21 protein-coding genes are annotated in these 24,760 nt (G+C 58.6%); 16 read left to right on the top strand and 5 right to left on the bottom strand.

Annotated elements, in window-relative coordinates:
• Positions 1 to 103: 103 nt before the first annotated feature.
• The 7 genes from lepA (at position 104) to acpS (ending at position 6,617) form a co-directional block, all read left to right on the top strand.
• Positions 104 to 1,903 carry a translation elongation factor 4 gene (gene lepA / locus F3I47_RS07230; protein WP_009088658.1) on the top strand — a complete coding sequence of 600 codons (1,800 nt, stop codon included), beginning with the start codon at positions 104 to 106 and terminating at the stop codon, positions 1,901 to 1,903.
• A 9-nt stretch (positions 1,904 to 1,912) separates the two neighbouring features.
• Positions 1,913 to 2,887 (top strand): signal peptidase I, encoded by a 975-nt coding sequence (lepB, locus tag F3I47_RS07235; protein ID WP_140029717.1) that lies wholly within the window; start codon positions 1,913 to 1,915, stop codon positions 2,885 to 2,887.
• 131 nt (positions 2,888 to 3,018) lie between these two features.
• Positions 3,019 to 3,699 carry a ribonuclease III gene (rnc, locus tag F3I47_RS07240; RefSeq protein WP_009088661.1) on the top strand — a complete coding sequence of 227 codons (681 nt, stop codon included), beginning with the start codon at positions 3,019 to 3,021 and terminating at the stop codon, positions 3,697 to 3,699.
• A gap of 95 nt (positions 3,700 to 3,794) precedes the next feature.
• On the top strand, positions 3,795 to 4,700 hold the full coding sequence (gene era / locus F3I47_RS07245; protein WP_009088664.1) for a GTPase Era: 906 nt from the start codon (positions 3,795 to 3,797) through the stop codon (positions 4,698 to 4,700).
• A 4-nt stretch (positions 4,701 to 4,704) separates the two neighbouring features.
• Entirely contained in the window at positions 4,705 to 5,433 is a 729-nt protein-coding gene (gene recO / locus F3I47_RS07250; protein ID WP_058958401.1) for a DNA repair protein RecO, read from the top strand.
• A gap of 72 nt (positions 5,434 to 5,505) precedes the next feature.
• Positions 5,506 to 6,237: a pyridoxine 5'-phosphate synthase gene (pdxJ, locus tag F3I47_RS07255; protein ID WP_150028956.1), complete on the top strand. Its 732-nt coding sequence runs from the start codon at positions 5,506 to 5,508 to the stop codon at positions 6,235 to 6,237.
• Positions 6,237 to 6,617: a holo-ACP synthase gene (gene acpS / locus F3I47_RS07260; protein ID WP_009088670.1), complete on the top strand. Its 381-nt coding sequence runs from the start codon at positions 6,237 to 6,239 to the stop codon at positions 6,615 to 6,617. The genes pdxJ and acpS overlap by 1 nt, the downstream gene beginning before the upstream one ends.
• Here acpS and F3I47_RS07265 read toward each other — a convergent pair.
• Both F3I47_RS07265 and F3I47_RS07270 read right to left on the bottom strand, forming a co-directional pair.
• A complete protein-coding gene (locus F3I47_RS07265; RefSeq protein WP_009088672.1) occupies positions 6,614 to 6,862 on the bottom strand; it encodes a YfhL family 4Fe-4S dicluster ferredoxin in 249 nt (82 codons plus the stop codon). The genes acpS and F3I47_RS07265 overlap by 4 nt on opposite strands.
• Positions 6,863 to 6,917: 55 nt before the next feature.
• Positions 6,918 to 7,757, bottom strand: coding sequence for a MurR/RpiR family transcriptional regulator (locus F3I47_RS07270; protein ID WP_009088675.1), 840 nt, complete (start codon positions 7,755 to 7,757; stop codon positions 6,918 to 6,920).
• 156 nt (positions 7,758 to 7,913) lie between these two features.
• Here F3I47_RS07270 and yfhb point away from each other — a divergent pair, with 156 nt between their 5' ends.
• Both yfhb and tadA read left to right on the top strand, forming a co-directional pair.
• Positions 7,914 to 8,552 (top strand): phosphatidylglycerophosphatase C, encoded by a 639-nt coding sequence (gene yfhb, locus F3I47_RS07275; RefSeq protein ID WP_009088677.1) that lies wholly within the window; start codon positions 7,914 to 7,916, stop codon positions 8,550 to 8,552.
• A 52-nt stretch (positions 8,553 to 8,604) separates the two neighbouring features.
• Positions 8,605 to 9,096: a tRNA adenosine(34) deaminase TadA gene (gene tadA / locus F3I47_RS07280; RefSeq protein WP_009088680.1), complete on the top strand. Its 492-nt coding sequence runs from the start codon at positions 8,605 to 8,607 to the stop codon at positions 9,094 to 9,096.
• On the opposite strand, the gene mltF is transcribed toward tadA, so the two are convergent.
• On the bottom strand, positions 9,093 to 10,559 hold the full coding sequence (gene mltF, locus F3I47_RS07285; RefSeq protein ID WP_150028955.1) for a membrane-bound lytic murein transglycosylase MltF: 1,467 nt from the start codon (positions 10,557 to 10,559) through the stop codon (positions 9,093 to 9,095). The genes tadA and mltF overlap by 4 nt on opposite strands.
• Positions 10,560 to 10,827: 268 nt before the next feature.
• Between mltF and purL the strand changes: the two genes are divergently transcribed.
• From purL to glnB, 5 genes are all read left to right on the top strand, one after another.
• The gene (gene purL / locus F3I47_RS07290) at positions 10,828 to 14,715 is read left to right on the top strand and encodes a phosphoribosylformylglycinamidine synthase (protein ID WP_058958394.1); all 3,888 of its coding nucleotides are present in this window, start codon (positions 10,828 to 10,830) and stop codon (positions 14,713 to 14,715) included.
• A 560-nt stretch (positions 14,716 to 15,275) separates the two neighbouring features.
• Complete coding sequence (locus tag F3I47_RS07295) at positions 15,276 to 16,703, top strand: HAMP domain-containing sensor histidine kinase (RefSeq protein WP_009088686.1); 1,428 nt, start codon at positions 15,276 to 15,278, stop codon at positions 16,701 to 16,703.
• A 3-nt stretch (positions 16,704 to 16,706) separates the two neighbouring features.
• Positions 16,707 to 17,375: a two-component system QseEF-associated lipoprotein QseG gene (qseG, locus tag F3I47_RS07300; protein ID WP_009088688.1), complete on the top strand. Its 669-nt coding sequence runs from the start codon at positions 16,707 to 16,709 to the stop codon at positions 17,373 to 17,375.
• The gene (glrR, locus tag F3I47_RS07305; protein WP_150028954.1) at positions 17,375 to 18,709 is read left to right on the top strand and encodes a two-component system response regulator GlrR; all 1,335 of its coding nucleotides are present in this window, start codon (positions 17,375 to 17,377) and stop codon (positions 18,707 to 18,709) included. Before qseG ends, glrR begins: the two co-directional genes overlap by 1 nt.
• Before the next feature lie 183 nt (positions 18,710 to 18,892).
• Positions 18,893 to 19,231 (top strand): nitrogen regulatory protein P-II, encoded by a 339-nt coding sequence (glnB, locus tag F3I47_RS07310; protein WP_003848647.1) that lies wholly within the window; start codon positions 18,893 to 18,895, stop codon positions 19,229 to 19,231.
• Positions 19,232 to 19,324: 93 nt separating this feature from the next.
• Here the strand turns inward: glnB and hmpA are convergent, their stop codons facing one another.
• Entirely contained in the window at positions 19,325 to 20,509 is a 1,185-nt protein-coding gene (gene hmpA, locus F3I47_RS07315; RefSeq protein ID WP_150028953.1) for an NO-inducible flavohemoprotein, read from the bottom strand.
• 325 nt (positions 20,510 to 20,834) lie between these two features.
• On the opposite strand from hmpA, the gene glyA reads away from it, so the two are divergent.
• Both glyA and F3I47_RS07325 read left to right on the top strand, forming a co-directional pair.
• Positions 20,835 to 22,088: a serine hydroxymethyltransferase gene (glyA, locus tag F3I47_RS07320; protein WP_009088694.1), complete on the top strand. Its 1,254-nt coding sequence runs from the start codon at positions 20,835 to 20,837 to the stop codon at positions 22,086 to 22,088.
• A gap of 128 nt (positions 22,089 to 22,216) precedes the next feature.
• A complete protein-coding gene (locus F3I47_RS07325; RefSeq protein WP_058957396.1) occupies positions 22,217 to 23,365 on the top strand; it encodes a 3-phenylpropionate MFS transporter in 1,149 nt (382 codons plus the stop codon).
• On the opposite strand, the gene csiE is transcribed toward F3I47_RS07325, so the two are convergent.
• Entirely contained in the window at positions 23,347 to 24,615 is a 1,269-nt protein-coding gene (gene csiE, locus F3I47_RS07330) for a stationary phase inducible protein CsiE (RefSeq protein WP_009088698.1), read from the bottom strand. The genes F3I47_RS07325 and csiE overlap by 19 nt on opposite strands.
• Positions 24,616 to 24,760 lie beyond the last annotated feature (145 nt).

The following is a 24,760-nucleotide window of genomic DNA, read 5'->3' on the forward strand; positions in this document are numbered from 1 at the left end:
TCGTCATTAATGAGGCTGACAGGATTGTGGGTAAAGAGCGATCTTCCTGAATGTGTCTGTGCTCAGGTTTTCAACTGAATTTTAAGCGAAGATATCCCTATAAATGAAGCACATAAGAAATTTCTCCATCATCGCTCATATCGACCATGGTAAATCCACGCTCTCTGACCGCCTTATTCAGATCTGCGGTGGCCTCACAGACCGTGAAATGGCTGCGCAGGTTCTTGACTCTATGGATCTGGAGCGTGAGCGTGGCATTACCATCAAAGCACAGAGCGTCACACTCGACTACCATGCGAAAGACGGCGAAACTTACCAGCTCAATTTCATCGACACCCCGGGCCACGTAGACTTCTCCTATGAAGTGTCCCGCTCACTGGCTGCCTGTGAAGGGGCACTGCTGGTGGTGGATGCCGGTCAGGGTGTTGAAGCGCAGACACTGGCGAACTGCTACACCGCGATTGAGATGGATCTGGAAGTAGTGCCGGTTCTGAATAAAATCGACCTGCCGGCTGCCGACCCTGAGCGCGCGGCGCAGGAGATTGAAGATATCGTCGGCATTGATGCCGCCGATGCGGTGCGCTGTTCTGCCAAAACCGGCGTTGGCGTGCCTGACGTGCTGGAACGTTTAGTGCGCGATATTCCGCCGCCGGAAGGCGATCCGGAAGCGCCACTGCAGGCACTGATTATCGACTCCTGGTTTGATAACTACCTGGGCGTGGTTTCACTGGTGCGTGTGAAAAACGGCACCATGCGCAAAGGCGACAAGATTAAAGTCCTGAGCACCGGCCAGACCTACAACGCGGACCGTCTGGGTATCTTTACCCCGAAACAGGTCGACCGTACCGAACTGAACTGCGGTGAAGTGGGCTGGCTGGTCTGCGCCATCAAAGATATCCTCGGCGCGCCGGTGGGCGATACCCTGACCACCGCCCGCAACCCGGCTGACAAAGCGCTGCCTGGCTTCAAAAAAGTGAAGCCGCAGGTTTACGCCGGTCTGTTCCCAATCAGCTCCGATGACTATGAAGCCTTCCGTGATGCGCTCGGCAAGCTCAGCCTGAACGACGCCTCGCTGTTCTATGAGCCAGAAAGCTCAACGGCGCTGGGCTTTGGTTTCCGCTGTGGCTTCCTGGGTCTGCTGCACATGGAGATCATTCAGGAGCGTCTGGAGCGTGAATACGATCTCGACCTGATCACCACCGCGCCGACGGTTGTGTATGAAGTCGTGACCACAAGCGGTGATACGGTCTATGTCGACAGCCCCTCTAAGCTGCCGCCACTGAACAACATTGAAGAGCTGCGTGAACCGATTGCGGAATGTCACATGCTGCTGCCGCAGGAGTATCTGGGCAACGTCATTACGCTCTGTATTGAGAAGCGTGGCGTGCAGACCAACATGGTTTACCACGGCAACCAGGTCGCGCTGACCTACGAAATTCCGATGGCAGAAGTGGTGCTCGACTTCTTCGACCGTCTGAAGTCGACCTCGCGCGGTTATGCCTCGCTGGATTACAACTTTAAGCGTTTCCAGACCTCTGACATGGTGCGCGTTGACGTTCTGATTAACTCTGAGCGTGTGGATGCGCTGGCGCTAATCACGCACCGCGATAACGCCCCTTATCGCGGCCGTGAACTGGTTGAGAAGATGAAAGATCTCATTCCGCGTCAGCAGTTTGATATTGCGATTCAGGCCGCCATTGGTAACCACATCATCGCACGTTCAACGGTTAAACAGCTGCGTAAAAACGTTCTCGCCAAATGTTATGGCGGTGACGTCAGCCGTAAGAAGAAACTGTTGCAGAAGCAGAAAGATGGTAAGAAGCGAATGAAGCAGGTTGGCAACGTTGAGCTGCCACAGGAAGCGTTCCTCGCCATTCTGCATGTCGGTAAGGACAGCAAATAAGGATTTCCAATGGCTAATATGTTCGCCCTGGTTCTGGCGATAGCGACGCTGATTACTGGCATCGTCTGGGTAATTGATCGTTTCAAATGGGCGCCGGAGCGCCGTGCAAAGCAGGCCGCGGCGCAGGCGCAGACCGGCAATGCACTCGACAGCAAAACGCTGGCGAAGGTCTCTTCACAGCCTGGCTGGGTGGAGACCACCGCCTCTGTTTTCCCGGTGCTGGCCGTGGTGTTCATCGTGCGTTCGTTTATCTACGAACCGTTCCAGATCCCGTCTGGCTCGATGATGCCAACCCTGCTGATCGGTGACTTTATCCTGGTGGAGAAGTTTGCCTACGGGATTAAAGACCCGATCACCCAGACCACGCTGATCCCAACCGGTCAGCCGAAGCGCGGCGATATCGCGGTCTTTAAATACCCGAAAGATCCGAGCCTGGATTACATTAAGCGCGTGATCGGCCTGCCGGGCGATAAAGTCATCTATGATCCTTACAGTAAGACGCTGACGGTGAAACCGGCCTGCGATGAGGGCAAAGCCTGTGACTCTGCGCTGCCGGTGACCTACACCAGCGTTGAGCCAAGCAAGTTTATCCAGACCTTCAGCGGCTTTGATGGCAACGAAACCGGTAACGGTTTTTATCAGGTGCCGCAGGGCGATACCCTGCGCGGCGGACTGCGCCTGGGCACCCGCAAAGAGACCATCGGAAACGTAACGCATGACATTCTGCTGGTAAACGAAGCGCAGAGTCAGGCAGGCATGTATTATCAGCAGCCGGGCCAGCCGCAGGCGACCTGGGTGGTGCCGAAAGGGCAATACTTCATGATGGGCGACAACCGTGATAACAGCGCCGACAGCCGCTACTGGGGCTTTGTCCCGGAGCGTAACCTGGTCGGTAAAGCGGTCGCTATCTGGATGAGCTTTGAGAAACAGGAAGGCCAGTGGCCAACCGGCGTACGATTCAGTCGTATCGGCGGTATTCACTGATAAAATTGTCTGATTAACAGGCAAAACGGGTGGCCTCCTTTGGGAGGCCACTGCACACCAAACGGAACGTGCTGGAAAGCCAGCCCCGTTTGGTATGCAGAGTCACAGACGCAACAAAGAACTGGAATCGCATGAACCCCATCCTGATTAATAAGCTTCAGCGCAAACTGGGCTACACTTTTACTCATTCGGAACTGTTACAGCAGGCCCTGACACACCGCAGCGCCAGCAGTAAGCACAACGAACGCCTGGAATTTCTTGGCGATTCTATTCTTAGCTATGTGATTGCGAATGCCCTTTATCATCGCTTCCCGCGGGTTGATGAAGGTGACATGAGCCGCATGCGCGCCACGCTGGTGCGCGGCAATACGCTGGCTGAAATGGCGCGCGAATTTGACCTCGGTGAATGCCTGCGCTTAGGGCCGGGCGAGCTGAAAAGCGGCGGCTTCCGCCGCGAATCGATTCTGGCCGATACGGTCGAAGCGCTGATTGGCGGCATCTTCCTCGACAGCAGTATCGAACGGGTAGAGCAGCTGATCCTCGACTGGTACCGGACGCGCCTTGACGAGATCAGTCCGGGCGATAAACAGAAAGATCCCAAAACCCGCCTGCAGGAGTATCTGCAGGGACGACACCTGCCGCTGCCCAGCTATCTGGTGGTGCAGGTGCGTGGCGAAGCCCACGACCAGGAATTCACCATTCACTGTCAGGTGAGTGGCATGGCCGAGCCGGTTGTCGGCGTCGGCTCCAGCCGTCGTAAAGCTGAGCAGGCTGCCGCTGAGCAGGCGCTGATCAAGCTGGGCCTCGAATAGCACTCCGGCATACCGGCGTCTGTGGACGCCGGATGCGCCAAGACACATTGCACTCTTTCGGCGCCGCAACAGGCGCTGAATAACTCAGGATTCGAATGAGCGAAAACGTTACCTATTGCGGCTTTGTCGCGATTGTTGGCCGACCTAACGTCGGTAAATCCACCTTACTGAACCAGCTGCTGGGGCAGAAGGTGTCGATCACCTCGCGTAAGCCGCAAACCACGCGCCACCGCATCATGGGCATTCACACCGAGGGCGAATATCAGGCGATCTACGTCGATACCCCCGGTCTGCACATGGAAGAGAAGCGCGCGATTAACCGTCTGATGAACCGCGCCGCCAGCAGCTCTATTGGCGACGTGGAGCTGGTGATCTTCGTGGTGGAAGGCACCCGCTGGACGCCAGACGATGAGATGGTATTAGGCAAACTGCGTGACGGCAAAGTGCCGGTCGTCCTGGCGATCAACAAGGTCGATAATATCCAGGACAAGAGCGTGCTGCTGCCGCATCTGCAGTTCCTGAGCCAGCAGATGAACTTCCTCGACATCGTGCCGATCTCTGCGGAAAGCGGCAAAAACGTCGATACCATTGCGGCGATCACCCGCAAGCATCTGCCGCAGGCCGATCATCACTTCCCGGAAGATTACATCACTGACCGCTCACAGCGCTTTATGGCGTCTGAAATCATCCGTGAAAAACTGATGCGCTTCCTGGGGGCTGAACTGCCTTATTCCGTCACGGTGGAGATTGAACGCTTCGTGAGCAACGAGCGGGGCGGTTACGACATTAACGGTCTGATTCTGGTCGAGCGCGAAGGGCAGAAGAAGATGGTGATTGGCAACAAAGGGGCCAAAATCAAAACCATCGGCACCGAAGCGCGCAGGGATATGGAAGAGATGTTCGAAGCGAAAGTGCATCTCGAACTGTGGGTGAAAGTGAAATCCGGCTGGGCAGATGACGAACGTGCTCTGCGCAGCCTGGGTTATACAGACGATCTCTGATCTGATGGAAGGCTGGCAACGCGCTTTTGTGCTGCATAGTCGCCCCTTCAGCGAAACCAGCCTGCTGCTCGACCTGTTCAGTGAAAATGAAGGGCGGGTGCGGGTTCTGGCCAAGGGCGCACGTTCCCGGCGCTCACAGCTGAAGGGCGCGTTACAGCCTTTTACCCCCCTGCTGGTTCGCTGGAGCGGGCGGGGTGAAGTCAAAACCCTGCGCAACGCCGAAGCGGTGTCGCTGGCACTGCCGCTCAGCGGCATCACCCTCTACTGCGGTCTCTATGTGAATGAGCTGGTCTCTCGCGTGCTGCAGCAGGAATCGCCTTTCCAGGAACTCTTCTTCGACTACCTTCACTGTCTGCAGGCGCTAGCCTCAACGCACGGCAAGCCCGAACCGGCCCTGCGCCGTTTTGAGCTGGCGCTGCTTGGTCACCTGGGCTATGGCGTCGATTTCCTGCACTGCGCAGGCAGCGGCGAGCCGATCACGGATAACATGACCTACAGCTACCGCGAAGAGCGTGGCTTTATCGCCAGCCTGGTGCTCAATCAGCGCAGCTTTACCGGCCGGGAACTGCGTGCCCTCTATGAACGCGACTTTCCCGATGCGGAGAGCCTGCGCGCCGCGAAGCGTTTTACCCGCATTGCCCTGAAGCCCTATCTGGGCGGTAAACCGCTGAAGAGTCAGGAGCTGTTCCGTCAGTTTATCCCGAAGAAGAAGCCCGAACAGACAGATGAATAGCGCTGGTCGTACCGCCTGCTGAGATGGGCGCGGTACACTCAACACCCCGATGGAAAAGAAGTGAGGATAGTCATGGCTGAGTTGCTGTTAGGCGTCAATATCGATCACATTGCCACGGTGCGAAACGCCCGTGGGACAAATTATCCCGATCCGGTGCAGGCGGCGTTTATTGCTGAGCAGGCGGGCGCAGATGGCATCACGGTGCATCTGCGGGAAGATCGCCGCCACATCACTGACCGCGACGTGCGTATTCTGCGCGACACCATCCAGACCCGTATGAATCTGGAGATGGCGGTGACCGATGAGATGATCGGTATCGCCTGCGATATTCAGCCCCATTTCTGCTGCCTGGTGCCGGAAAAGCGTCAGGAAGTCACCACTGAAGGCGGCCTGGATGTGGCAGGGCAGCAGGAGAAGATCACTGCGGCGGTACGACTGCTGAGTGATGCGGGCATTCTGGTGTCGCTGTTTATTGATGCCGACCACCGCCAGATCGAAGCTGCCGTTGCCAGCGGTGCGCCCTATATCGAAATTCACACCGGTGCCTACGCCGAAGCACCGGAAGGGCTGGCGCGCGAGGCGGAACTGGCCCGCATCCGCCACGCCGTGACCTTTGCTGCCAGCTTGGGGCTGAAGGTGAATGCCGGTCACGGCCTGACCTACCACAACGTCCTGCCCATTGCGGCACTGCCGGAGATGCATGAGCTGAATATTGGCCATGCGATTATCGGTCGTGCGGTGATGAGTGGCCTGCCGGAAGCGGTCAGAGAGATGAAACAGCTGCTGCGTGAAGTCCGTCGCTGATGGCTATTCTGGGACTGGGCACGGACATCGTTGAGATTGAACGCATTGCCGGGGTGATTGAGCGCTCCGGCGATCGTCTGGCGCGTCGGGTGCTGAGTGAAGCCGAATGGCAGCAGTATCAGGCCCATCAGCAGCCGGTGCGTTTTCTCGCCAAGCGATTTGCGGTGAAAGAGGCGGCGGCCAAGGCCTTTGGCACCGGCATTCGCGGCGGCCTGGCGTTTAATCAGTTTGAAGTTTACAACGATGCGCTGGGAAAACCAGGATTACGCTTCTTCCAGCACGCGGCGGAAGTGGCACAGCAGCTGGGCGTCAGCCGGGTACACGTGACGCTGGCAGATGAACGTCACTACGCCTGCGCCACGGTGATTATCGAAAACTAGCCGTGCAGCAGCACAAACTTCTCCCACAGCGCATCGCGTGATTCGGTGTGCTGTGGGTTAACGATGATGGTGTTATCGATAGGGCAGACCTGCTGACAGGTTGGCGCCTCGTAGTGGCCGACACATTCGGTGCAGCGGCTGACATCTATCTCATAGATCGCCTCGCCCAGTGAGATCGCCTGATTCGGGCACTCCGGTTCGCACATATCGCAGTTAATGCATCTGGACGTAATCAATAACGCCATGTTTCCCACCTGATAACAACAGAAAAAGCGCGGGTATTATACGCGCTCCTGCTGATCAGACCAGCTTTTTCACCAGCGCCTCGCTGTGGCGAATGTGGCTGGAGGCGCGCTCCGGATCGTTCTGCACCAGCGCCATAAACAGCAGATCGGTCAGGGCCAGCTGGGCCGTCGTCGAGGAGATCGCCGCGCTGCGGGTACTCTGCTCTTCCGCCACCGTATAGAGGCAGTAACTGGCGCTCTGCTGCAGCGTATTCGGGGTAAAGCCGGTAAAGGCGACCACATCCGCACCCACCTCAGCGGCCTCCTGCGCGGCCAGATTGATCTCGCGCCGTTCACCGGTATAGGAGATGGCGAGCAGCACATCGCCCGGCCCCATTGCCTGGACGCTGGCCAGCAGGGCGTGCATATCCTGCTCCGCCACGGCATTGATCCCGATCTTCATCAGCTTCCAGGAGAAGTCTTTTGCCACCAGACCTGACGCCCCAATCCCCACCAGCAGAATACGCCGGGCATTCTTCAGCAGCTGCAGCACATCATTGAGCTTCTCTTCGCTGTTGATATCCAGCGTGGCCCGGATCGCCGACAGCTTTTCGGTCAGCAGTTTTTCACCCACCATTTTGAGCGGGTCGTCGCTGAGAATATGGTTATGCACCGTGATGGCATCCTTGTCCGCCAGTGACTCGCTCAGCGCCAGCTTCAGCGCCGGAAATCCTTTGTATCCCAGCTTCTGCGCAAACTTCACCACGCTCGACTGGCTGACGCCGGACTCCTCCGCCAGCTTCTGCGAGCTGAGATGACGCGCCCTGTCAGGTTGCGACAGTAAAAAATCGGCCAGCCGACGCTCGTTCAGTGCCAGACGTGGATAAAGCTGGCGAATGCGCAGCAGTGAACTCATGCCCAATCCTCATCATTCAGGGGATAATCGGAGAAGAATAAACTATTCATCAGGCATTGTAGTCATCGGAATTAAAAATGACACTCATCGCCGTTACGCCTGATGATGGCTACACTACTCTTTATGATTCCGGAACCAGACCCGAAGGAGAGTTGTTTGACCAGGGGAACACAACGTCGCATCGTATTTTTCGACCTGGATGGCACTTTGCACCAGCAGGACATGTTCGGCACCTTTATGCGCTATCTGCTGCGCCGGCGACCGCTTAATCTGTTGCTGGTGGTGCCCCTCCTGCCGGTGGTGGGGATCGGCCTGCTGTTTAAAGGCCGGGCGGCCCGCTGGCCCATGAGCCTGCTGCTCTGGTCGATTACCTTCGGCCGTTCAGAGCAGACATTGCTGCGTCTTGAGGCGGAGTTTGCCCGGTGGTTTCGCCAGCGGGTTACCGCCTTTCCGGTGGTGCAGCAGCGCCTGACCGACTACCTCGGCAGTGATGACGCCGATGTCTGGCTTATCACCGGATCGCCTCAGTCGCTGGTGGAGCAGGTCTACTATGACTCCGCCTTTCTGCCGCGCGTGAAGCTGATTGCCAGTCAGATGCGGCGCGGCTGGGGGGGACGGGTGCTGGCCATGCGCTGCCTCGGCCATGAGAAAGTCGCCCAGCTCGAAGAGAAAATCGGCACGCCGTTGCAGCTCTACAGCGGCTACAGCGACAGCAAACAGGATAACCCGCTGCTGTTTTTCTGCCAGCATCGCTGGCGCGTGACACCGGCAGGTGAGCTGCAACAGCTGGAATAAGTTTCGGCACCCGTTATAATGCGCCGCTTTTCTGTCGCCCGGAGTGGTCTGCATGAAACAACAAGATGAATACTGGATGCGCCATGCGCTCAGCCTGGCACGCCGGGCCTGGGAGCAGGGCGAAGTGCCGGTGGGGGCGGTGCTGGTGCAGAATGACCGGGTGATCGGCGAAGGCTGGAACCGGCCCATCGGCCAGCACGATCCCACCGCCCATGCGGAGATCATGGCTCTGCGTCAGGGCGGCAAGGTGCTGGAAAATTACCGTCTGCTGGAAACCACCCTCTATGTGACGCTGGAACCCTGCGTGATGTGCGCCGGGGCGATGGTGCACAGCCGGATTACCCGGCTGGTCTATGGCGCGCACGATCTGAAAAGCGGGGCGGCGGGTTCGCTGCTGGATGTGCTGGGTCACCCTGGTATGAACCATCAGGTTGAGTTAGCGAGCGGCGTGCTGGCGGAAGAGTGTGCTGCGATGCTGAGCGACTTCTTTCGTATGCGTCGCGAAGAGAAAAAAGCGTTGCGTCAGGCGCAACGCCAGAGTTAGTTCATGGCGATCTTCGGCTCCACCGCCGGATAGCCTTTGGCCAGTTCGGCCTCGGCGGCTGCCTCCGCCGCCTGGCGTGCCAGGCGCTTCTCCTGCTCCTGCAGATAGCCCACCAGACTGATCTGATACTTGCGGATGTTCTCCACATAGTTATAGGCCTCATGCCCGCGCGCATAGCCGTAGGTCGTCTGGGCGTAGTAGCGTTTCTGGCTCAGCATCGGTAACCGCAGCTTCACATCTGCCCAGCTGTCCGGATTGCCACCCTGACGGGCCGTGAGTTTCCGCACATCCAGCATATGGGCGTAGCCCATGTTGTAGGCGGCCAGCGCAAACCAGATGCGCTCATCTTCCGGGATGGTCTGTGGCACTTTCGACATCATATCCTGCAGATACTGACTGCCACCGCGAATGCTCTGTTCAGGGTCGGTGCGGTCGCCCACATCCAGGCTCTCTGCGGTATTGCGCGTCAGCATCATCATGCCGCGCACGCCGGTAGGAGAGGTGGCCTGAGGATTCCAGTGTGACTCCTGATAGGAGATCGCCGCCAGCAGCCGCCAGTCAATGCTGGTGGCGTACTTCTCAAACAGCGGCTTGATGTCGGGCAGCGTGTTGTCGATTGCGCGCAGGAAGGTGCGGGTATCGACATAATCGAAGGTGCCGACGTGGCCGAGATACTTCTCCTCCAGTCGCGCCATCGCGCCTTCTTCACCCATGCCATTAAAGAAGTCGAGCATCGCGGCATTCAGGCTGTCATCGTCGCTGTGCCGCACATACCAGGTGACCGGCTCCTCATCAGTCACGTCGAACGCCACCGCCAGCTGCGGGTAGATACGCTGCAGCAGGGCGATGGTGACGGAGTCACCAATGGTGTAGTCGAGCTTGCCGTCTGCCACCGCTTCCAGCAGGGCTTTCGGGCTCTGGTCGGTGGAGATGGCCCAGTCCAGGTCGGGGAACTGATTGGAACGGGCACTCTTCAGCGTGGAGAGGTAAGCCGATCCGGACGCGACCGTTAACCGCCCCTTTAAGTCACCGAGGTTTTTGGGGCGAGGCTTATCCACGCGGTAGACCAGCTGCTGCGATACGTTGTAGTAACCCGGCCCGGTCTGATAACGGGTCAGGCGTTCGCTGTTGTAATTCAGGCCAGCAGCCAGCAAATCGGCTTTGCCATCATCCAGGTCATCGAACAGATCGCTCAGGTTAGGGCGCACCGTGACCTTGAGCTTGACGCCCAGATAATCAGCAAAACGTTTTGCCAGCTCATAATCCATACCGGCCGGAGATTGATTGACGGTGTAGTAAGTCAGGGGGGAATTGATGGTGCTGACGCGCAGCACTCCCCGTGATTTAATCTGTGAAATCGCATCCTGCCCACCCCCATACCAGGGAATGGATGGCCACAGCGCTAACGCTAACAGCACGGCAACCAGACCGATAAACAGATAATTAAATTTTAGGCGTTTCAAATAGTTATCTCTCGCTGGCTCTAAGGCCTCTGTCTTTTAAAGGCAGTATTTGTCTTCTTTGAACTCCCAGAGCGAGGGGCATTTTGCGCAACAAAATGACGCTGAGCAACTTTTATAGCAGCTTTTGCGCAAATTTCAGGCAAATCCGTGTCGCCAAAAATTGTGCGCAAACGGTTTCGTCGCGAAGGCGCTTTCTCTATAATACGCCCCGTTTTCCCTGTTGCGCCCAATCAAGCGTCGCCCGGCGCCCTGACGAGAGACTTATGTAATGGAAATTCTGCGTGGTTCGCCCGCCCTGTCGGCATTTCGTGTAAACAAACTGCTGACCCGCTTTCAGGACGCTCATCTGCCGGTGAGTGATATTTACGCCGAGTACATCCATTTTGCTGATGTCAGCACGCCGTTAAGCGCAGACGAACAGAGCCGTCTGCAGCGCCTGCTGAAATATGGTCCCTCTCTTGCTGAACATGCCCCGCAGGGCCGTCTGCTGCTGGTGACCCCGCGTCCCGGTACGATTTCGCCCTGGTCATCCAAAGCCACCGACATCGCTCACAACTGCGGCCTGCCGCAGGTTCGCCGCCTCGAACGCGGCCTGGCCTTTTATGTGCAGGCCCCGCAGCTGACCGAAACGCAGTGGCAGGCGCTGAGCACACTGCTGCACGACCGGATGATGGAAACGGTCTTCAGCGATCTGGCGCAGGCTGAGCAATTATTCGCGCACCATACGCCGCAGCCGGTGAAGAGTGTCGATCTGCTGGGTGAGGGCCGTCAGGCGCTGGTTCAGGCGAACACCACGCTGGGTCTGGCGCTGGCGGATGATGAAATCGACTACCTGGTGACGGCCTTTACCGCGCTGGGGCGCAACCCCAACGATATCGAACTCTATATGTTTGCTCAGGCGAACTCTGAGCACTGCCGTCACAAGATCTTTAACGCCGACTGGATTATCGACGGCGAAAAACAGCCAAAGTCGCTGTTTAAGATGATCAAAAACACGATGGAGCAGACGCCGGACTACGTGCTCTCTGCGTATAAAGATAACGCCGCCGTAATGGAAGGTTCCGAAGTGGGCCGCTTCTTCGCTGACGCCGGAGAGAGCGAATACCGCTGGCATCAGGAAGCGGCGCACATCCTGATGAAGGTTGAAACACACAACCACCCGACGGCCATCTCACCGTGGCCAGGCGCAGCCACCGGTTCCGGTGGCGAAATCCGTGATGAAGGCGCAACCGGACGCGGCTCCAAGCCGAAAGCGGGCCTGGTCGGCTTCTCGGTTTCTAACCTGCGCATCCCGGGCTTTGAGCAGCCGTGGGAAGAGGACTTCGGTAAACCGGCTCGCATCGTCAGCGCGCTGGAGATCATGACCGACGGTCCTCTGGGCGGGGCGGCGTTTAACAACGAATTTGGTCGTCCGGCTCTGAATGGCTACTTCCGTACCTACGAAGAGCAGGTCACCAGCCACAACGGCACCGAACTGCGCGGCTATCACAAGCCGATTATGCTGGCAGGCGGCATCGGTAATATCCGTGCCGACCATGTGCAGAAAGGCGAAATCAGCGTCGGTGCCAAACTGGTGGTGCTGGGGGGCCCGGCCATGAATATCGGTCTGGGCGGCGGTGCCGCGTCATCAATGGCCTCGGGCCAGTCTGATGCTGACCTCGACTTCGCCTCCGTTCAGCGCGATAACCCGGAGATGGAGCGCCGTTGCCAGGAAGTGATCGACCGCTGCTGGCAGCTGGGCGATGAGAACCCGATTCTGTTTATCCACGACGTGGGCGCGGGTGGCCTCTCCAATGCGATGCCAGAGCTGGTCAGCGACGGCGGCCGCGGCGGCCGCTTTAATCTGCGTGACATCCTGAGCGATGAGCCGGGCATGAGCCCGCTGGAAGTGTGGTGCAACGAATCACAGGAACGTTATGTGATGGCCGTGGCCCCGGATCAGCTGGCGCAGTTTGAAGCGATCTGCCAGCGCGAACGTGCCCCGTTTGCGGTGATTGGTGAAGCGACCGAAGAGCTGCACCTGAGCCTGGAAGATTCGCATTTCAATAATAAGCCGATCGACATGCCGCTTGACGTTCTGCTCGGTAAAACGCCGAAGATGACGCGGGATGTGGTAACGCAGCAGGCGCAGGGCAACGCGCTGCAGCGTGACGGCATTACCCTGGTTGATGCGGTCAATCGTGTCCTGCATCTGCCGGCCGTGGCGGAAAAAACCTTCCTGATCACCATCGGTGACCGCAGCGTGACCGGCATGGTGGCGCGCGATCAGATGGTCGGCCCGTGGCAGATCCCGGTCGCCAACTGTGCCGTGACCACCGCCAGCCTCGACAGCTATCACGGTGAAGCCTTTGCCCTCGGCGAACGTTCGCCGGTTGCACTGCTTGACTTCGCCGCCTCGGGCCGCCTGGCCGTGGGTGAAGCGCTGACCAACCTGGCGGCAACCCAGATTGGCTCGCTGAAGCGCGTGAAGCTTTCGGCAAACTGGATGTCTGCAGCCGGTCATCCGGGTGAAGATGCCGGTTTATATGCGGCAGTGAAAGCGGTCGGCGAAGAGCTCTGTCCGGCGCTGGGGATCACTATCCCGGTCGGTAAAGATTCGATGTCGATGAAAACCCGCTGGCAGGAAGGCACCGAACAGCGTGAGATGACCTCTCCGCTGTCGCTGGTCATTACCGCGTTTGCCCGGGTCGAAGATGTGCGCCGCACCGTCACGCCGCAGTTGCAGGCCGACCGGGATAACCTGCTGCTGCTGATCGATCTTGGCAATGGGGCAAATACCCTCGGCGCAACCGCGCTGTCTCAGGTCTATCGTCAGCTTGGCGACAAGCCTGCAGACGTGCGCGATGCCACACAGCTGGCGGGCTTCTTTAACGCCATTCAGGCGCTGGTGGCTGAGCAGAAACTGCTGGCCTACCACGATCGTTCAGACGGGGGCCTGCTGGTGACCCTGGCCGAGATGGCCTTTGCCGGTCACTGCGGCATCGACGTTGACATCGCCGCGTTGGGTAACGATGCGCTGGCCGCACTGTTTACCGAAGAGCTGGGCGCCGTGATCCAGATTAACGCCGCCGATCGTGCTGCGGTTGAGCAGATCCTTGCCGATCACGGCCTTGCCGCCTCAACGCATCTGCTGGGCAGCGCGCAACCGGGCGATCGCTTCGTGATCCGTGCCGGTGAGAGTGCCGTCTACAGCGAAAGCCGGACCACGCTGCGGACCTGGTGGGCAGAGACCACCTGGCAGATGCAGCGCCTGCGTGACAACCCGGCGTGTGCCGATCAGGAGCATGAGGCGAAGAAAAACGACAGCGACCCAGGCCTGAACGTTAATCTGACCTTCGATCCGCAGGAAGATGTGGCGGCACCGATGATCGCCACGGGTGCGCGTCCACGGGTCGCCGTGCTGCGTGAGCAGGGGGTCAACTCCCATGTGGAAATGGCTGCGGCTTTCGACCGTGCCGGATTCACCGCCATTGATGTGCACATGAGCGACCTGCTGGCCGGTCGTCGCGGTCTGGAAGAGTTCCAGGCGCTGGTTGCCTGTGGTGGCTTCTCCTACGGTGACGTGCTGGGCGCTGGCGAGGGCTGGGCGAAATCGATTCTGTTCAACCCGCGCGTGCGTGATGAGTTCGAAACCTTCTTCCACCGTCCGCAGACCCTGGCGCTGGGTGTCTGTAACGGATGCCAGATGATGTCGAATCTGCGTGAGCTGATCCCGGGCAGCGATCTCTGGCCGCGCTTTGTGCGTAACCAGTCTGAGCGCTTCGAAGCCCGTTTTAGCCTGGTCGAAGTGGCCGCCAGTCCGTCACTGCTGCTGGACGGCATGGCCGGCTCGCACATGCCTATCGCGGTTTCCCACGGTGAAGGCTTCGTTGAGGTGCGTGATGCGGCGCATCTGGCCGCGCTGGAATCGAAAGGTCTGGTGGCGCTGCGCTTCGTGGATAACTTCGGCAAGGTGACCGAAACCTATCCGGCTAACCCGAACGGCTCGCCAAACGGTATCACGGCCGTGACGAACGAAAGTGGTCGCGTCACCATCATGATGCCGCATCCGGAGCGCGTATTCCGTACCGTCAGCAACTCCTGGCATCCGGCAGAGTGGGGCGAAGACAGCCCGTGGATGCGTATTTTCCGCAACGCACGCAGACAGCTGGGTTAATTTCATCCGCTGCAATAAAGAGGAGGCCTCCGGGCCTCCTCTTTTTTTGCCCCCTGTTGGCAAAAGGCGACAGAGCGGTAAGGACAATGTCGCTTTCTGGAGACATCTATCCTGCTGATTTTATTAGATTGCTGAACAGAGGTGATTTTGTGTCGCTTTCGGACGACACTCCGCCCCTGTCATCATCAGACTTTTCGCACGGGGAGGCGGGCTAAGGCAGGCAATATGCTGAAAAATATAATCATTTATTTTCTGGCACGGAACTTGCTATAATCCTGCAGCTGCTCATTCACCTGTTTATGATTGCCCCGCCTGGCGGAAAAGAGCTCATAAAGCCCGAATGACGCACCAAACGGAGCCTGCCGTCCAACTGACCGATAATCGCTTGCGTTATCAAACACCGGACGTAACGTTGAGTAAGGCTCCACCCATTCTTACACGAGGCATTGCGCGTCGTGTCCACGGCAGGCCACAGAGCCTGCCGTTTTCTTTTCTTCCTCTTTCTTCCGTCAGCAGAGTCCGCTAGCATCCTGTCAGCACTCTTTTAAGGAAGCGGCCGCGTGAAAAAATGGCGTTTATTTCCCCGTTCTCTGCGTCAGCTGGTGCTGATGGCTTTCGTGCTGGTGTTGCTGCCTTTACTGGTGCTGGCCTGGCAGGCGTGGGAAAGTCTCTCTGCGCTAAGCGAGCAGGCCGCTGACACCAACCGTAATACGTTTACCGATGTTCGCCGCAGTGAGGCGATGGCGCGCACGGCGGTGGAGCTGGAGCGAAGTTATCGTCAGTATTGCGTGCTGGACGATGCCTCACTGGCCCGCCTCTATCAGACCCAGCACACCCGCTACAGTCAGATGCTGAGTTCGCACAGCGCCAGCCTGCCGGAACTGCCCGTCTTTCAGACGCTGCAGGCCACCCTGCCGCTGCTGACGCCACTGAAATGTGATAATGGCAATCCGGTGCCGGTTGCCGCAGAGGCGCTGGATCGCTTTTCTGCTACCAACGCGCAGATGGTGCAGGACACGCGTGAAGTGGTGTTTGCGCGCGGCTTACAGCTGCAGCGCGAAATTGCCGATCGTGGCCAGTTTTTCGGCTGGCAGGCGCTGATTCTGTTTATCATCAGCCTCGCGCTGATGACGCTGTTCACCGGCATGATTATCGGACCGGTCAAGCGTATCGAGCGGATGATCAACCGGCTGGGGGAAGGGCGGGAGCTGGGGAACAGCGTGAAGTTTCGTGGCCCGCGCGAGCTGCGGTCGCTGGGACAGCGCATCGTCTGGCTGAGCGAACGGCTGGCCTGGCTGGAAACGCAGCGCCATGAATTTCTGCGCCATATCTCTCACGAACTGAAAACGCCGCTGGCCAGCCTGCGCGAAGGCACGGAACTGCTGGCGGATGAGGTGGCTGGCTCGCTGAATGCCGATCAGAAAGAGGTGGTCGCTATCCTCGATGGCAGCAGTCGCCATCTGCAGCGCCTGATTGAACAGCTGCTTGATTACAACCGCAAACTGGCCGATGGCCCGATTCGGCTGGAGCCGGTCAGCGTGGTGGATGCGGTCGGGTCGGTGGTGAACGCGCATGCACTCTCGGCCCATGCCAGAATGATGCAGACGGTAGTCGATCTCAAAGTCAGCCACTGTCTTGCTGAACCCACGCTTCTGGTGCGGGTCATCGATAACCTTTACTCGAACGCCGTGAACTACGGCAGCGAATCCGGTACCATCTGGCTGCGCAGTCAGCAGCAGGGGGATCGGATCTGGATTGATGTCGCCAACAGCGGCACGCCGATCCCGCCGGAGGAGCAGGCCATGATTTTTGAGCCGTTCTATCAGGGCAGCCAGCAGCGTAAAGGGCCGGTCAAGGGCAGCGGGCTGGGTCTGAGCATTGCCAAAGATTGCCTGCGCCGGATGCAGGGCGACCTGACGCTGGTTGCCTGCGAACAGGCGGATGTCTGTTTTCGAATTGAACTGAACACCACAGCCGGGAACGTCTGACTGATGAAATATTTACCCGCTTTGCTGCTGAGCACGCTGGCGACGCTGCTGCTCAGCGGATGCACCACCGCACCGGCCACCTCCTCTCTGCCGTCTGGTCATCAGGTGGCGGAGCCGGAGGTGACGGTCGCTGACTACCTGGCGACCCGCTGTAACGATCTGTGGCCGATAGAGAAGAGCGCGGCGCTGAGCAATCCCCTCTACTGGATGCGGGCGATTGACTGCGCGGAACGCCTCTCTCCCGCCGAAGCGAGAGCCGAAGCCCACCGCTGGCCGGCAGAGAGCTGGTCGCGCGCGTTCAAGCAGGGCGTGCTGATGGCCAATGGCAACGTGACCCCCGTAGAGCGCCGTGACTATGTGGCAACCCTGGATCGCTACAACAGTGATTTTCCGCCATCCGTGCGCCCGCTGATTCAGCTGTGGCGCAGTAACCAGACCGCGCAGCTTGACCTGAGCGAAGCGCGCACCCGCTATGCGCATCTGCAACAGAGCAGCGACCTTCAGCAGGAGACGCTCCGCCAGCAGATGGTTAAACAGCAGCAGCAGCTCAGCGATACCCAGCATAAGCTGGAGCGGCTGACGGACATTGAGCGTCAGCTCTCCTCGCGCAAAGCCCCGGATGTCTCTGAAAACGGCCACGGCACCGCGCTGCCGCAGGATGAGGAGCAATAATGGTCAGACAAGCGGCAAAACTGCTGCTGGTGGATGACGATCCCAGCCTGCTGAAGCTGCTGGGCATGCGTCTGAGCAGCGAAGGCTATCAGGTCACCACCGCAGCCAGTGGACCAGAGGCGCTGCGCCTGCTGCAGAAAGAGAAGATTGAGCTGGTGATCAGCGATCTGCGCATGGATGAAATGGATGGCCTGGCGCTGTTCGGCGAGATTCAGAAACGCCATACCGGTCTGCCGGTGATTATGCTGACCGCACATGGGTCGATCCCGGATGCGGTTTCCGCTACGCAGCAGGGGGTGTTCAGCTTCCTGACCAAGCCGGTCGATCGCGATGCGCTCTATAAAGCGATTGATGAGGCGCTGGCCCAGCAGGCACCGGTCAGTGATGATCGCTGGCGGGAGGCGATTGTGACCCGCAGCCCGCTGATGTTAAGGCTGCTGGAGCAGGCCCATATGGTGGCGCAGTCGGACGTCAGCGTGCTGATCAACGGACAGAGCGGCACCGGTAAAGAGATGCTGGCGCAGGCGATCCACGCCGCCAGCCCGCGCAACGGCAAGCCGTTTGTCGCCATTAACTGCGGCGCGCTGCCGGAGCAGCTGCTGGAGTCGGAGCTGTTCGGTCACGCCAAAGGTGCCTTTACCGGCGCGGTCAGCGCCCGCGAAGGGCTGTTCAAAACCGCGGGCGGCGGCACGCTTTTCCTGGATGAGATTGGAGACATGCCGCAACCCTTGCAGGTCAAGCTGCTGCGGGTGTTGCAGGAGCGTAAGGTCAGGCCGCTGGGCAGCGATCACGACAGCGAGATCGACGTGCGTATTATCTCCGCCACCCACCGCGATCTGCCGAAGGCGATGGAGAAAAAGGAGTTTCGCGAGGATCTCTTCTATCGTCTCAATGTGGTGAACCTGAAAATTCCGGCGCTGCATGAGCGCACCGAAGATATTCCGCTGCTGGCTAATCATCTGCTGCGTCAGGCTGCGGAACGCCATAAACCGCAGGTGCGCAGTTTTTCAGTCGATGCGATGAAGCGTCTGATGGCCGCCAGCTGGCCTGGCAACGTGCGTCAGCTGGTTAACGTGATTGAGCAGTGCGTGGCGCTGAGTTCATCGCCGGTCATCAGCGATGCGCTGGTGGAGCAGGCGTTAAGCGGTGAAAACAGTGCGCTGCCCACCTTTGCCGAGGCGCGCAATCAGTTTGAGCTGAACTATCTGCGTAAGCTGCTGCAGATGACGAAGGGCAACGTGACCAACGCCGCGCGACTGGCTGGACGCAACCGCACGGAGTTCTATAAGCTGCTCTCCCGTCATGAGCTGGATGCCAGTGATTTCAAAGAGTAGGGCAGGCTGAGACGGGCGAGCGGCAGGTTGCCTGCTGAGGCGCGGATCGTGGCCGGGCACGCTCCCGGCGCTGACAGCGCTTGCGGCAACCTGAAGAATCCCGGATATTAGCGCCCGACAGCGCCAGCAACATTTATACTTGATAAACCCTCTGACCATGGAGGGAGTGAAAAAGGGTCTGACATGAAAAAGATTGATGCGATTATCAAACCATTCAAGCTCGATGATGTTCGTGAAGCCTTAGCGGAAGTGGGCATCACCGGGATGACCGTGAGTGAGGTTAAAGGCTTTGGTCGCCAGAAAGGGCACACCGAGCTGTATCGCGGCGCAGAGTATATGGTCGACTTTTTGCCGAAAGTGAAGATCGAGATGGTGGTGGGCGACGATATCGTTGATACCTGCGTCGAGACCATTATGCGCACGGCGCAGACCGGCAAAATCGGTGACGGTAAAATCTTTGTCTTTGACGTTGCGCGCGTGGTGCGAATCCGTACCGGCGAAGAGGATGAAGAGGCAATCTGATGCCCTGCTGCGCCTTGCGTGTATCCGTTGCTGCCAGCATTACCCTGCATCGTTCAACAGATTAAGCCCGCGCTGCGGGCTTTTTTACGCTTATTACATGCCTTTATGCGGGCCAAAGAGCTCGTAATGAATGCGAGTGTCTGCCACGCCGGCATCCCGCAGCTGCGCCACCACGTGCTCCATAAAAGCCAGCGGACCGCAGAGATAGAAGTGGGTAGCGGGTGAGGCCAGCCGTGCAGAGAGGGCGGTGAGATCCATCACGCCCTGAGCATCATAATGCCCGGCATCCTCAGCTGCAGGCTCGCGATACCAGACCCGGTGGGTGAAAGCGGCCAGCTGTGCGCCTGTCGCGGCCACTTCATTGCGAAACGCATGCTGTCTGCCGTTCTCTGCCGCGTGCAGCCAGCTGACCGGCGCGCGATGATAACCGGCGGCCAGCGCATGCAGCATCGCCAGCATCGGCGTCTGACCCACGCCCGCGGAGATCAGCGCCACCGGCGTAGCAGGGGTGACTTCAAGGAAGAAATCCCCGTGCGGCGCGGTCAGCTGCAGCACATCACCTTCGCAGGCATGCTGATGCAGCCAGCCGGAGACGCTGCCCGCGGCTTCACGTTTCACCGCGATACGGTAATCTCTGCCGTTGCTGAGGTGAGTAAGCGAATACTGACGGATCTGACGATGGTCGAAACAGGCGGGCTGCAGATGAACGGTCAGATACTGACCCGGTTTAAAGGCGGCTACCGGTCCCCCGCCAACCGGCGTCAGGGTAAAGCTTTTGATCACCTCGCTCTGCTGTTCAATCGCGCTGATGCGAAACGCACGGGTGCCGCGCCAGCCACCGCGCTGGTTCTCTGTCGCCTGATAAATCTTCTCCTCACGCTGGATGAACAGATCCGCCAGCACGCCATAGGCCTGTCCCCACGCGGCCAGCGCCTCTTCACCCGGATTCAGCAGCTCGCGCAGCGTTGCCAGCAGATTCTCCCCGACGATAGCGTACTGCGCAGGCTGAATATTCAGGCTGGTGTGCTTCTGCGCAATCTTCTCTACGGCGGGCAGCAGCACGGCCAGATTCTCCAGATTCGCGCCATAGGCGCAGATAGCGTTAAACAGGGCTTCGCGCTGAGCACCGTTGCGCTGATTGTTCATGTTGAAAACGTTTTTCAGCTCAGGGTGGCGGGTCAGCATGCGTTCGTAAAAGTGCGCGGTCAGCTTCGGACCGCAGGCGGCGACGGCAGGGAGGGTCGATTTAACAGCGGCGATTGTCTGTGCATCAATCATATCAGTGACCTCATCTATAAAGTTGCATTTTAAATGCATCTTAATACCGTCTCGCTTCTGCTGTAAACCCGCCGGTCAGTTTTCACCGGCTGCCGGTGGCAACTTTTCCGTGCATCCGGAAAAAAGCGCCTGTTATCAGACGCGGAATCGGCGGGCCGGAGAGGGGAGAAAAGGTGTAAAAAAGCAGTGCCACCCGCCAGCCAATCGTTTGCGTAAAAAGAGGCGGTTCACCCTACCTTCACCTGTTAAAACGGTTTACACTGTTGGCCTTCGCTCCCAGAGGGGGCAAATACCGTCAGAAAGTTAGCTGAGTCAGGAGATCCGGATGTTAAAGCGTGATATGAACATTGCCGATTATGATGCCGAGTTGTGGCAGGCGATGGAGCAGGAGAAAGTGCGTCAGGAAGAGCACATTGAACTGATTGCTTCTGAAAACTACACCAGCCCGCGTGTTATGCAGGCGCAGGGTTCTCAGCTCACCAACAAATACGCTGAAGGCTATCCGGGTAAACGCTACTACGGCGGTTGTGAATACGTTGATATCGTTGAGCAGCTGGCGATCGATCGCGCAAAAGCGCTGTTTGGTGCCGACTACGCTAACGTGCAGCCTCACTCCGGTTCACAGGCAAACTTCGCCGTCTACACCGCGCTGCTGCAGCCGGGCGACACCATCCTTGGGATGAACCTGGCGCACGGTGGACACCTGACTCACGGCTCACCGGTTAACCTCTCCGGCAAACTCTATAACGTGGTTGCTTACGGCATCGATGAAACCGGTAAAATCGACTATGACGAGCTGGCTGAACTGGCGCAGACCCACAAGCCAAAAATGATCGTGGGCGGCTTCTCTGCCTACTCCGGCGTGTGCGACTGGGCAAAAATGCGTGAAATCGCCGACAGCGTCGGTGCCTGGCTGTTCGTCGACATGGCGCACGTTGCCGGTCTGGTCGCGGCTGAGGTCTATCCGAGCCCGGTTCCGCATGCGCACATCGTCACCTCCACCACCCATAAAACCCTGGCGGGTCCGCGTGGCGGCATCATTCTGGCGAAGAACGGCGACGAAGATTTCTACAAAAAGCTGAACTCTGCGGTCTTCCCGGGCGGTCAGGGTGGTCCTCTGATGCACGTTATCGCTGGTAAAGCGGTAGCCTTCAAAGAGGCGATGGAGCCGGAGTTCAAAACCTACCAGCAGCAGGTGGCAAAAAACGCCAAAGCGATGGTAGAGGTGCTGATTGAGCGCGGTTACGACATCGTCTCTGGCGGAACCCATAACCATCTGTTCCTGATCGATCTGGTGAGCAAAAACATGACCGGTAAAGAAGCGGATGCCGCACTGGGCCGTGCCAACATCACCGTGAACAAAAACAGCGTGCCAAACGATCCGAAGAGCCCGTTTGTCACCTCGGGTATCCGTATCGGTACCCCGGCCGTCACGCGTCGTGGCTTTAAAGAAGCAGATGTGCGTGAACTGGCAGGCTGGATCGCGGACGTGCTGGACAACGTCAACGACGAAGCGACCATTGAGCGCACTAAGCAGAAAGTGCTGGAAATCTGCGGTCGTCTGCCGGTCTACGCTTAATCGCTAACCTGTTGTAAGACACCACAAAAAGGATGGCATCTGCCATCCTTTTTTATTGCCTGTCCGGTGGCGCTCTGCCAGAGTAGCGCCCACCTGTGCTGCAAGGCAGCAAACCTGCTGGAGGGAATATGGCAATCGGCTCCGCCAGATGGCTCGGACTGGGCTACTTCACTTACTTCTTCTGTTACGGCATCTACCTGCCATTCTGGGGCGTGTGGCTGAAAGGCACCGGTCTGGATGCAGAAAAAATCGGCCTGCTGCTGGGCTGTGGCATGGTGGCGCGCTTTGTCGGCAGCCTGCTTATCGCGTCTCAGGTCAGAAATCCTGCCCGGCTGATTACGGCGCTGCGCCTGCTGGCCCTGATGACCTGCCTGTTCATCATCGGATTCTGGGTGGGTGAGCAGTGGATGTGGCTGATGGCGGTGATGATTGGCTTCAATCTCTTTTTCTCCCCGCTGGTGCCGCTCAGCGATGCGCTGGCCGCCACCTGGACACGGCAGATTGGTCTGGCTTATGGACCGGTGCGACTGTGGGGATCGCTGGCCTTTGTGCTCAGCTCGGCGTTAACCGGTGTGCTGGTCAGCGCCTGGACCTCCCAGGCGATTCTGCTGCTGCTGTCGCTGGGCGCGGTCAGTATGCTGGCCGGCATGATGCTGACCCCCGTCACGCAGCCACAGGGCGATGAGCGTCAGGGCGCCGCAGGTGGGGGCTGGCAGGCGTGGCGGGCGCTGCTGCGTGAGAACGCCGTCTGGCGGTTCATGCTCTGCGTGACGCTGCTGCAGGGGGCGCACGCCGCCTATTACGGCTTCAGTGCTATCTGGTGGCAGGAGAGCGGCTACTCCGCCTCGACGGTGGGCTATCTCTGGTCGCTGGGCGTGGTGGCGGAAGTCGTGGTCTTTGCCCTGAGCAATCGCCTGTTCCGTCGCTGGAGCGCCCGGGATCTGCTGCTGCTTTCAGGTATCTGCGCGCTAATCCGCTGGAGCCTGATGGGAGCCACCACCGCACTGCCGCTGCTGATTGTGGCGCAGATCCTCCACTGTGGCAGCTTCACCGTCTGTCATCTGGCGGCGATGCGCTTTATTGCGGCGCGGCAGGGAGCCGAAGTGATCCGGCTGCAGTCGCTCTACTCCGCCCTGGCAATGGGCGGCGGGATAGCGGTAATGACCATGATCTGTGGCGTGCTGTTTACCCATCTGCAGGGCCACCTTTTCTGGGTCATGGCGCTGGTGGCGCTGCCCGCCCTGTTCCTTCGTCCCGGCTACGACTCCAGTAAGTAACGAATACGCTGCTGATGGTGTAACGTCAGCGGCAGTTCGGCGTGCACCAGCGGCGGCGAGAAGAGAGGCAGCGAAGTAGGGTAGGGCGAGATGATGATATCGACATCACGCGGTGCGCCCTCCTGCTGAAACTGTCTGATATCCTGATAGGTAATATTGATCGGCAGCAGCGTGATCTCGCGGATCTGCTGCTCCACATCCTGCTCCAGCTGCGTATCATCCCCCGTCAGAATCAGCACCTGCTTCTCCTGCAACGCACTCTCCTGCATCAGCCAGGCACCGAAGATAATGGTCATTAAACTCACCTCTTCCGGCGTAAAAGCGACACTGTAGTGCTGTTCAAACGGCTGTAAGGCCTGCTGGGTGGTGCGCAGCAGACGGGGATAGAGGCGGCTGACATCCAGCGCGACGCTGTTGTCGATACCGATATGGAAGTGGGTGCGCTCCAGCGCCTGGGCCAGATGCGGGTAGAGCTGGTTCAGCAATCCGTCGCGGTCAGCAAAGGTAACACCGGCGCACTGTTCGAAGTCATTGATCAACTGCTGCGTCGCCGTCATTAACTGCTGCTCGGCAGGATGATGAATGGCATGGGTCAGCGGCGTATGGATCTGGCTGAAGAGCAGCGTCCAGAAATCCGCTTCGCTGATCGGCGGGGCCAGGTGGCAGCGTTTGCGCCAGTGGTGGATCACATCCTCGGCGGCCTGCCGCTCTGCCTTATGCAGCAGCCAGTGACGCTGTGCCTCACTGAACAGCACCGGCTGGCGCTCGCATAAGCCATATTTCATAAAAATCTGCAGAAAAAGGCGGTCACGCTCGCTGAAATCCCGCTTCAGGCGCAGGCCGCAGTGCTGGATCAGTGCCTGCAGATTGGTCTCATCCCACAGCGCTTTCTCAATCTTCATCACCTTCAGGCGCTGGCGCAGCGGGGCGGCAAAATGCGCGCAGACAAACTCCTGCGACAGACGCAGACTGCGCCGCAGGTTGTGCAGCAGACAGAGTCGCCGATTCAGCTCTGTGCCATGAAGACGAAAACTGCCGTCCACCATCTGGTGCAATTCCAGCTGGTGATATCGCTGTATCTCATGACCGACATCCGCGATATCCTGTCGGGCAACGGCAGGATCGACGCCATTAAGCTGGCAGACTTTCTCAAGTGTGAGCGCGGATGATGGCAGAAACAGCAGCAATAAAAGGTGGCACTGACGCTGTGAACGGGTGAAGAGTGGTGCCAAAGGGGTAGCAGAACTCATCAATCAGATTTCCAGCAGGCTATTTTGAGCTAAGAATAGTCAACCGCGTCAGCGCCTGTGCGCTTTACGCGGTTTATTTGCCGGAGGTTTAAGGCGGGTCACAAAATTTTGTTACTTATAGATTCTTTTCATCGGGAACGTTACT

This window comes from Pantoea sp. M_10 (assembly GCF_008631515.1).
Classification (GTDB): Bacteria; Pseudomonadota; Gammaproteobacteria; order Enterobacterales; family Enterobacteriaceae; genus Pantoea; species Pantoea anthophila.